Source organism: Streptomyces sp. NPDC001717, assembly GCF_042892775.1.
In the GTDB taxonomy this organism is placed as follows: Bacteria; Actinomycetota; Actinomycetes; order Streptomycetales; family Streptomycetaceae; genus Streptomyces.
The window spans coordinates 106,151-116,596 of the sequence record NZ_JBIAUK010000026.1 but is presented as its reverse complement, the minus strand read 5'-3'; the positions used below and the strand labels follow the sequence as shown (position 1 = coordinate 116,596).

Below are 10,446 nucleotides of genomic sequence, written 5' to 3'. Positions count from 1 at the left end.
GCCTCGGCCTGGCCGGCCCGTACGCCACCTCCCCCCCCCCCCCCCCCGGGCCCCCCCCCCCCCCCCGGCCCCGCCCGCCGGGCCCCCCCGGCCCCCCGGCTCCTTCGTCTGCGCGTGCGAGGCCCGTCAGCCGGTGCCCTTGGCGGGGGAGTCCTTCGCGGCGGCCGGGATCTTCTCGTCCTTGCGGAGGGCGTCCCACAGCTGGGTGGCCTGCGGCTCGGCGACGACCACGCGGTTCTTGTCCACCTTGTCGTAGGCGACCGGCAGCATGATCGTCTCCATCGTGTCCGGGTCCACGCCCTTCATGCTCTTGGCGAAGTCGGCCAGAGCGGTGAGGGAGGCGAGGTCGGAGTCGGTGGTGAGCGACTTGGTGCCGGCGTCGGCGAGCTTGTAGAGGCGCGCCGGGTTGCCGAAGGCGTCCTGGTTCTTGATCTCCTTCAGCAGCCCCATCATGAAGGTCTGCTGGAGGCTGATGCGGCCGAGGTCGCTGCCGTCGGCGTAGCCGTGCCGGGTACGGACGAACTTGAGCGAGTCGGTGCCGTTCAGCCGGTGCTCGCCCGCATCCAGGTTGAGCCCGCCCTTGATCGGCTTGTCCAGCTTGACGGTCACGCCGCCGAGGGCGTCCACCAGTCCCTTGAAGCCGGCGAAGTCGACCACGACGAAGTGGTCCACGCGGACGCCGGACATCTGCTCCACGGTGTTGACCACACAGGCCGGACCGGCCACCGGGAAGATGCTGTTGAACATGACGCGCTTCTGGGACGGGACCGCCTTGCCGTCCTCGTCCTTGCACTCGGGCCGGGTCACCAGGGTGTCGCGGGGGATGCTTATCGCGGTCGCCTTGGAGCGGCCCTCGGGTATGTGGATCAGCATCGTGGTGTCCGAGCGGGCACCACTGACGTCGCCGTGATCGAGCTCACCGTTGGCCCCGGCCCGGGAGTCGGAACCGAGCACGAGGACGTTCTGCGCGCCGGCGACCACCTTCTGCGGGCGGTTGTCGCCGATCGCCTTGTCCAGGTCGACGCTGGAGATGTTGCCGTCGAGGTGGCTGTACGCCCACCACCCCGCGCCCGCCGCCAGCAGGAGCAGGACCACCAGCGTCAGCCCGATGATCCGCAGCGGCCGGCGCCGGCGCCGTACGCGCCTGCCGGCGCTGTCGGAGCCCGTCTGCGCCTCGCGCGGGCCCGGGGTCATGACGTCATGGCTCATTGGGGCGGGTCCTCAAATCGGCTGGCCGGCAAGCGGTTTGCTGACCGTGCACTATAGACAAAGTTTCGACCGGGTGTCCCCGATCGATGCAGTACGACGGGGCATATGTCCGCTTTTTCGGGCGGAACAGTGTCCTCGCCCTGTGGCGATTGTTCAAATGATCCAAGGTTGGATCACCCGTAAGTATGAAGTAAGTTTGCCGTTCGGGTGTATGGGGCTGAGCAATAGAGGAGCAGGCGAGTGGCAAGGGGCTCGGGTCGCAGCGAGCGGTCGGCGACCGGTCGACGCCGAACCGCCTCGGCCTCCCCGCAGCGGCCCGCCACCCGTGGCGCCGCCCTCCACCTCGTCGCCCACCCCGCCGACGCCCTCGTCATCACCGGCCCCGAGCTGCTGCGCACGGCGGGCGACTCCGGCGGCGCCCTCGCCGTCGTGAGCCTGGCGGCGCAGGACGCGCGCGGGCGCCGCGCCCTCCTGGACGCCCTCGGGCGGGGATCCGCCTGGGACGAGCACGTCGAACGGCTCGCCGCGGGCGACGAGACGCTCCAGCTGCGGATCCACACCATGGCCGCGGCCCCGGACGTCCAGGTCTGCTTCGTCGAAGGGCCCGTCCGGCTGCGGCCCGGCGCCCCCGACGAGCTCGTCGACTGCGCCGACGCGCTGATCGACCGCTTCGAACCCACCCGCCTGTGCACCCTCGACCCCGACCCGGCGCACACCGCCTACGACGCCGCCACCGGAGCCGAACGCTCCGACCACCCGGAGCACACCGCCGTGGCGCAGGCCGTCCTGGAGGCCGTCGCCCGCCGGGCCGACGAGGACCGGCAGGGCCCGCTGGTCGTCCAGTCCTTCCGTACGGCCGCGTCCTGCGAGCAGACCACGCTCCCGCCGGCCGCCGTCGACCGCTACCCCGGCCGCCGGCTCTGGCTGACCCGGGGGTCCGACGGGCGGCTCACCGCCTACGCCGCCGTCGACGGCGGCGTCGTGCGGTGGACCGAGAAGACCGCGGGCGGCTCCGAGTGGACCCGGCTGCGGCTCGACACCCCGCCGCTGCTCCCGGTGCTCTCGGTTTCACAGACCCCCGAGGGCTGGGTCCACCTGGTCTCCCTCTCCCGTACGCCCGAGGAGTCGGGCAGCGCGGTGGTGGAGGTCATGCACGCCGTGCAGTACCAGACGGGCCGTCCGCTGGCGGACTGGCGTTCGCTGGGCAACCCGCACGGCCGCCACACGGACCGCGGCCGTGAGCTCGGGGTGCCCGTGGTGACCGCCGACCTCCACGGCGGGGTCCACGTCTTCACCCGCAACTTCGGCCAGTACATGACCGGCCGCTCCCAGGACAAGAAGGGCGTCTGGGGCTCGTGGGCCGACCTCGTCGGCAGCAAGGTCCTCGAAGGCTTCGGCGCCGTGCTCGGCGACGACGGCCTCCCGGAGGTCTTCGCACCCACGGCGAGCGGCGTCGGGCGCTGGAGCCGCGGCCCCGACAAGAAGATGCGCCAGACCCGTGACGCCCGGCTCCCGCTGATCGCGGCGGACGGCACGCCGCTGTCCGCCCTCGGCACCGGGCCGGGTCTGGCCACGGTGTACGGGTGCGACGCGCGGGACGGGGGCCTCTACGCCTTCCGGACCGACGGGATGGCCGCCTCCGTCGGCGGTACCGGCCGGCACGGGGTCACCGCGCTGCGGGCCTTCGTCGACGGCTACGACTGCACGGTGCTTCTCCAGCGCTCCGCGGAGGGCCCCACGGCGATCGGCGCGTGCGTCACCGGACACGAACAGTCGGGCCTGTGGTGGGAATTGTCCGGGGAACCGGGCATCGGTGAGCCGGCGGGGGCGCTCGACGCCTTCGGGAACCTCGTCGTCGCCTCGCTGGGGCCCGACGGACGGCTCGACGTCGCCCGGCAGGACCCGAACCAGCAGGGGCTGGCGCTCGGCGGGTGGCTGACTGTCTGACCCGTTCTCGCAGTGACGGGGATCATCCCGTTTCCGGTAAGGATCGCTTAAGTCCGAAGGTAGATTTTGTTTACCTGGATTTTGTAAAGCAGTGGTGCGTCGGGGGCCCTGCAGTCGGGCGACATGTACTACTGCACGGAGGCAGCATGACCGCGATGCCTGGATACGCCACTCAGGCCGGCTACGGCGGTGGTCGTCGCACCGAGACCGATCGGCGCCCGGCGGCCGGGCCGCTGAAGATCCGTGTGGGGGACGCGGGCGACGAGGCGTACGTCCACCCCGCGGTGCGGCCTCTGGGTGCCCGCGAGGAGAACCGGAAGGTCATCGCCGGACTGCTCGACTACACCGGAGTCCCCTACTTCGCGGTCCGCGGGACCAACGACCACGGCACCGTCATCGGCGTCTGCGAGGACGACCGCGACCGGGTCCTCGAAGCCGTCTTCCGCTTCCTCTCCCAGCACCCGGGCTACGTGTCCGTCCTCAAGCCCGACGCCGTGCGCGCGCCCGCCGTCCGCCGCAGCGAGAGCCCCGAGGCCTGGAACGAGGTCCGCACCGCGATCGGCATCCAGATCAGCTGGTACCAGACCGACCCCGGCGGCCACCTGGTCCTCGGCCACCAGTACGGCTGCGCCATCGAGTTCTGGGCCCGCAAGGGCGACCGGCTCGTCGCCCCCCGCGCCAACCGGGTGGCCTGGTCCATCGCGGCGGACGGCCCGAGCATCTTCGGCGCCGCCCGCCTCTTCAGCCGTTTCGTCTCCGGCGTGCGCTCCGACGAGGCCGCCCCGGCCCTGACGACGCGGCCCGAGTTCATGGTTCCGGGAGCCGAGGACATCACCTTCCCCGTCGACGCCGTGTACACCTGGGTCGACGGAGAGGACCCGGCCTGGAAGGCCCGCAAGGCCTCCGCCAAGGGCGAGGTCTACCACGCCGAGTCCGCCAGCGACGCCCGCTTCATCAGCCGCGACGAACTGCGCTACTCGATCCGTTCGCTGTACCTGTTCGCCCCGTGGATCCGCAACATCTACATCGTCACCGACGACCAGGTGCCGGCCTGGCTGCGCCAGGACCTCCCCGGGATCCGCGTCGTCAGCCACCGTGAGATCTTCCGCAACCCGGCCGACCTGCCGACCTTCAACTCGCACTCCATCGAGAGCCAGCTCCACCGCATACCCGGCCTCGCCGAGCACTTCCTCTACTTCAACGACGACATGTTCATGGGCCGGCTCGTCGCACCCCACGCCTTCTTCACCCCGACCGGCACCGCGAAGTACTTCCCCTCCCGCAACCGCATCCCGCAGGGACCGGTCGTGGAGACCGACACCCCGGTCGACGCGGCCTGCAAGAACAACCGGGCGCTGCTGCTGCGCCGGTTCGGACGCGTCATCACCCAGCCCATGGAGCACATCCCCTACGCCCTGCGCAGGAGCGCCATGGAGGAGGCCGAGGCCGACTTCCCCGAGGCGTGGGCCCGTACGTCCGCCAGCCGCTTCCGGGCCATGACGGACCTCTCGCCCACCTCGTCCTTCGCCCTCTACTACGCGGCACTGAGCGGACGGGCCCAGCCGGGCTCGATGCCCTTCACCTACCTCCAGCTCGCGGTGCCCGACCTCGCGGACCGGCTCCAGCGGCTGCTGGACGGAAGGGACAAGGACTCCTTCTGTCTCAACGACGCCTTCTCCACCCCGGAGGACCTGGAGGCGCAGACGGAGGTCCTGGACGGATTCCTCAACGCGTACTTCCCCACCCCAAGCCCCTACGAACTGACAAGGAGCGATCGACATGGCTGAACCGGGCTCGGTCGGCTCCGCCGCGAACATCTACCAGAAGCTCGTACCCCAACCGGTGCGCGCCGTCGCCGCCAGCAAGGTCCCGCCGAGCGTGCGGGGCAAAGTCAAGCGCCGGCTCGCGCGGACGCTGGCCAACCGCGAGTCCCGCCACCACCAGCGGGCCCTCAAGCGCGTCCGCGAAGAGGACTTCAGCTACCTGCCGGAGGGCACCACCACCGCCCCCGACGGGCGCGTCGCCCACATCCACCCCGGGCTGACGCCGGAACTCTCCCGCCGCACCGACCACTACCTGGTCTCCAGCGTGCTCGACAACGAGGGCATCCCGTGGTTCGCGGTGCCCGCCCTCGACGACCGCCGCATCGCCATCGCCGTGCCCCAGGAACACAAGGCCGCCGTGAGCCGCGTCATGCGCGCCCTGCTGGAGGTCCAGACCGGGTACGTCGTCGGCGTGTCCCCCTCGAACACCGACGGCGCCAAGATCCCCGGCAGCCACGTCAAGGCCTGGGCGAACTACGCCAAGCAGCGCGTCATCCGCCTCACCTGGCTGCGCACCGACCCCACCCGCACCCTGTGGATCGGCGACGACCTCGGCATCGAGATCGAGTTCTGGACCGTCAACAACGCCCTGGAGACTCCCCGCCTGGTCGGCCCGCGCCCCAACCGCGTGCAGCGCGTGGTCCCCGCCGAGGGCGGGGGCCGCACCGAGGTCACCCTGGACCGTCTGACCGGATACGCCGACATCGGCAGCGACGGCGAGATCACCGTCACCCACGAGGGCTTCGACATCCCCCGCATCGAAGAGATCACCTTCGGGGTGGACGCCGTCCTGCTGTGGCAGCACGCCACCCCCTGGGCCGAGGAACTCCTGCGCGCCGCCCTGCGCTCCATCCACCAGAACGCCCCCTGGATCGACATGGTCCACGTGGTGGCGCTCGCGCCGCTCCCCGACTGGGTGCGCATCGACGACCGGCTGTCCGTCTGGTCGGCGGACTGGAACGCCGAGACCGGACTGCACCGGATCCCCGGCCTCTCCGACCAGTTCCTGCTGATGCGCCCCGGCGCCCTGTTCACCCGCCCCGTGCGCGCCTTCGACTTCTTCTCCCCGCTCGGCGGGACCCGGCCCCGGCGCGGTCCGTGGAACGCCGCCGAGGCCGAGGCGCCCTGGTCCCTGACCGCGTACTCCTACACCCACACCGTCGTCGGGCACGGCTACGCCTCGGGCCCCCAGCCGTACGCGCGGGAGGTGCTGGCCGCGCTCTCCGACACGCTCGACCCGGCCGCGTACGTGGTGGACACCCAGGTCGCCCCCGAACTGGCCGGCACCCACCCCCTGGACGGGCTGATCCACCACGCCGCCCACTCGTCCGGCTTCGCCGACCCCTCCGGGGAACCCATCATGACGCTGCACGCCGCCCTGCCCGGCATCAAGCGCCACCTGGAGCGGCTGCTCGTACGCCGGGACACCCAGTGCCTGCAGCTGTCCGGCCTCGGCTCCGCCGAAGCCCGCACGGCCGGCGGGACCTCCTTGGTCGTGGACTTCCTGCAGAGGTACTTCCCCGTGCCCAGCCCGTTCGAGCAGCCATCCGACCGGGCACCCGAGCAATACGCCCCCACCGGCGGGAGCGACCCGTGGCAGTGATCAACCCGGAGGCCTCGGCCGCCGTCGGGCTCTACCGCACCCTGCTGTCCGCCTCCCTGCGCGGCAAGATCGCGGCGCGCGTCCCGATGCGGCTGCGCACCCTCGTCAAGCGGCTCCTGCGCCGCCTCCAGACGGGCCTCGGCATCCGCCGGGCGCTGCGCGCCGCCCAGGCCCGACGGCGCTGGCCGCACCTGTTCAACGGCGACGAAAGGCTCGCGACCCTGCTGGACCAAGGAGCCCTGATCTCCCTGGTCCGCCCGACCGCCTCCCCGCTCGGGCTGCGCGAGGCCAACCTCGAACTGGCCGTCTGGATGCTCGAAGACGCCGGGATCGACTACTTCGCCGTCCGCGGGGCCAGCGACTTCAGGGCCTGTCTCGCCGTCTCCGCGCACGACCGCGCACGGGTGCGCGACGCCCTGGTCGCCAGCGAGCGGCTCTCCCCGCTGTACGTCAAGCGCGGCGACCGGGCCACCGGCGAAACCCCCGTGCTCAGCGGCTCTCGCCGCGGCCGGCGCATCTACGACGGCGCCTCCGTGGTCCGCGTCGGCATGGTCTGGCGCGACCCGGGCGGCTCCCTGGCCCTCGGCCTCGAATACGGCTGCGACATCGAGTTCTGGACGCCCGAGGACGGCCTGCTCGTCGCGCCCCGCCCCAACCGCGTCACCGAGGAGGTCGCCGAGGGGGCCCCGCGCGTCTCGGTGCCGGTCAGCAGCCTCACCGGCTTCGCCTCCCGCCACACCCGTCGCACCCGCGCGGTGCGCACCATCGAGCCGTACGCCGCGGCCCTGCCCGAAGACGTCCGCTTCCCCATCGACGTGGTCTACACGTGGGTCGACGGCAACGACCTGGCCTGGCAGCGCCGCAAGCAGGAAGTCCAATTCGGCGGCTACCACGAGGAGTCGGCGAACGCCGCCCGCTTCATCAGCCGCGACGAGCTGCGCTACTCCCTGCGCGCGCTGGAGCAGCACGCGCCGTGGGTCCGGCACATCTACCTCGTCACCGACCGGCAGCGGCCCCACTGGCTCGACGAGAACAACCCGCGCATCACCGTCGTCGACCACTCCGAGATCTTCGACGACCCCAGGGCCCTGCCCACCTTCAACTCGCACGCCATCGAGAGCCGGCTGCACCACATCGAGGGACTGTCCGAGCACTTCCTCTACTTCAACGACGACATGTTCCTCGGACGGCCCGTCACCCCCCAGGACTTCTTCCTGTCCAACGGCTCGACCCGGCTGTTCTGGTCCCCGTCCCAAGTCCCGCAGCGGGACGTCAACCACGCCGACCGCCCGGTCGACGCGGCGGGCAAGAACAACCGCACGCTCATCGAGCAGCGCTTCGGCCCCACCATCGTGCAGAAGCTGCGCCACGCCCCGTACCCGCTGCGCCGCAGCGTGCTCTACGAGATCGAGGCCGAGTTCGCCGATTGGCACCGGGCCACCACGATGAGCCGCTTCCGCAGCGCCACCGACATCTCCATACCGTCCTCGCTCTACCACTACTACGCGTACTTCACGGGCCGGGCGGTCCCCTCGGACATCCAGTTCGCCTACCTCGACCTGGCCCGGCCCGAGATCGAGCGGCGGCTCGGCATCCTGCTGGCCGCCCGCGACCGGCAGGCGTTCTGCATCAACGACACCGTCTCCGACGGCCGCGACACCGAACGCCAGGAGCGCATGGTCGGCCGGTTCCTCGACGCGTACTACCCGATACCCAGTTCTTTCGAGCGGAAGGAGTCCCGTACCCCGTGAAGATCTCCTTCCTGATCAACAACATCTACGGCATCGGCGGCACCAACCGGACCGTCATCAACCTCGCGGAAGCGCTCTCCGCCGACCACGAGGTCGAGATCGTCTCCGTCTTCCGGCGCGCCGGAGCGACGAAGTTCCAGATCTCCCCGCAGGTCACGGTCCGCGCCCTGCTCGACCTGAGGGCGGGCAAGGCGGGAGCAGACCAGGGGGACCCGGGCCTGAAGGAGCCCAGCACCGTCGTACCGCGCCAGGAGGAGTTCTTCGCGCAGTACAGCCGGCTCTCCGACGAGCGGATCATCGCCGACCTCGCCAAGACCAAGGCCGACGTGGTGATCGGCACCCGGCCCAGCCTCAACCTGTTCGTGGCCCAGTACACCCGCGACTCCGCGCTGCGCGTCGCCCAGGAGCACATGACGCACCTGGCCATCCCCGCGGCCGTACGCGCCGAGATGGCCCGGGTGTACCCGCGGCTCGACGCCGTGACCACCGTCACCGACGCCGACGCCAAGTCCTTCCGCGCCCACACGCCCATCCCCGGCCTGCCCGTCGTGGGCATCCCCAACAGCGTGCCCCGGCCGGTCGTCGCCCCCTCCCAGGGGCTCGGCAAGATCATCGTCAGCGCCGGCCGCATGCACCACGTCAAGCGGTACGACCTGCTGATCCGCGCCTTCGGCCGGCTCGCCGCCGAGTTCCCGGACTGGCAGCTGCGCATCTACGGCGACGGCGGCGAGGCCGCCAAGATGCGGGGGCTGGTCAATGAACTCGGCCTGGCGGGCCGCGCCCTGCTCATGGGGGGCTTCTCGCCGATCGAGTCGGAGTGGGCCAAGGGCTCCATCGCCGCCGTCACCTCCAGCGAGGAGTCCTTCGGCATGACGCTGGTGGAGGCGATGCGCTGCGGCCTGCCCGTGGTCTCCACCGACTGCCCCGTCGGCCCCCGCGAGATCCTGCGCCACGGCGAGGACGGCCTCCTCGTCGCCAACGGCAGCGTCGACGCCATCGCCGAGGGCCTGCGCAGCCTCATGGCAGACGACGTGCTGCGACACCGGATGAGCCAGGCCGCGCTGCGCAACTCCGCCCGCTACGACCCCTCCGCCGTCGCCGGACGGTACGTCGAGCTGTTCGAGAAGGTCGCCGCCAAGCGGGCCGCGAACTCCAAGTACCGCGCCCCGACGGCCAAGCCGCTCGGCCGCCCCTCCGGGGAGACCGCACCCCCGTCCTCCCTGAAGACCGCCCTGTGCCACGTCACCGCCGATCCGGGCGGCCGGCTGCGCTTCTCCACCGACGGACCCGACGAACGGCACGAGTGGAACTACGTGCTGCGCCACAGCGCCGGCGACGGCACGGCACGGCCCGACCTGGAACTGCGCACCACCGACAAGGACCTCCCGCAGGGCGGCATCCGCTACGAGGCCGCGATCGGGCCCGAGGCCCTGGACCACCTCGGCGACGGCCGCTGGCGCGTCATGGCCCGCAACGACCGCGGCGAGACCGTCCACCTGAAGGCGGGCATCCGCGACACCCGGGTCCTGATCGAGGCCCGCGAGCAGCTGCTCGCCGACCCGTTCGTGCCCGCCATCGGCTGGAACCTCCCCTACGCCCAGCCCTCGGGCAAGCTGATGCTGCGTACCGTCCTGCGCGACGTCCACGTGGAGAGCACCGGCGTCCACGTCCTCGACGAGTCGATCGGCGTCACGGGCGTGGTGTGCGGCGCGCAGCCGCTGCTGTCCGGGGCGCGCTTCGTGATCGCGCGGCGCGGTGAGCACCGGGCCCAGTTCGACGTACCGGTGCACCTGCTCGGGAACCAGGCCTTCCACGCGGAGGTGCCGCTGCAGAGCGCGGTCGACTACCGTCTGGAGCGCTGGGAGGACTGGGACTGGTGGCTCCAGCCCGATCCCGACACCCCCGGCAAGGTCCGCGTCTGCCGCCTGCTGGAGGATTACCCGGACGTCAAGAGCTCGCTGGCGTACCCGGCCGTTCCCCTGCCGGGGGACACGGCCTCGCCCTGGCTCGTCGTCCATCCGGCGCGCCCGGTACGGGTCCGGCCCTACACGTCGATGTCGGGCGCCATGGCCATGAACGTGGTCGACCGCTAGCCGGGGCGTGCCCGGACGCT

General features: G+C 71.6%; 6 protein-coding genes. 5 read left to right on the top strand and 1 reads right to left on the bottom strand.

Annotation, left to right across the window (positions count from 1 at the left end):
* Positions 1–126: 126 nt before the first annotated feature.
* A complete protein-coding gene (locus ACFYZL_RS30995; RefSeq protein WP_384578313.1) occupies positions 127–1,209 on the bottom strand; it encodes an LCP family protein in 1,083 nt (360 codons plus the stop codon).
* Between the two features lie 240 nt (positions 1,210–1,449).
* On the opposite strand from ACFYZL_RS30995, the gene ACFYZL_RS30990 reads away from it, so the two are divergent.
* The 5 genes from ACFYZL_RS30990 (at position 1,450) to ACFYZL_RS30970 (ending at position 10,426) form a co-directional block, all read left to right on the top strand.
* Complete coding sequence (locus tag ACFYZL_RS30990) at positions 1,450–3,156, top strand: hypothetical protein (RefSeq protein WP_384756326.1); 1,707 nt, start codon at positions 1,450–1,452, stop codon at positions 3,154–3,156.
* A 155-nt stretch (positions 3,157–3,311) separates the two neighbouring features.
* Entirely contained in the window at positions 3,312–4,943 is a 1,632-nt protein-coding gene (locus tag ACFYZL_RS30985) for a stealth family protein (RefSeq protein WP_384756343.1), read from the top strand.
* Entirely contained in the window at positions 4,936–6,582 is a 1,647-nt protein-coding gene (locus ACFYZL_RS30980; RefSeq protein WP_384756329.1) for a sugar phosphotransferase, read from the top strand. The genes ACFYZL_RS30985 and ACFYZL_RS30980 overlap by 8 nt, the downstream gene beginning before the upstream one ends.
* Positions 6,573–8,333 (top strand): stealth family protein, encoded by a 1,761-nt coding sequence (locus ACFYZL_RS30975; protein ID WP_384756331.1) that lies wholly within the window; start codon positions 6,573–6,575, stop codon positions 8,331–8,333. Before ACFYZL_RS30980 ends, ACFYZL_RS30975 begins: the two co-directional genes overlap by 10 nt.
* Positions 8,330–10,426, top strand: a complete 2,097-nt coding sequence (locus tag ACFYZL_RS30970; RefSeq protein ID WP_384756334.1) for a glycosyltransferase — start codon at positions 8,330–8,332, stop codon at positions 10,424–10,426. Before ACFYZL_RS30975 ends, ACFYZL_RS30970 begins: the two co-directional genes overlap by 4 nt.
* Positions 10,427–10,446 lie beyond the last annotated feature (20 nt).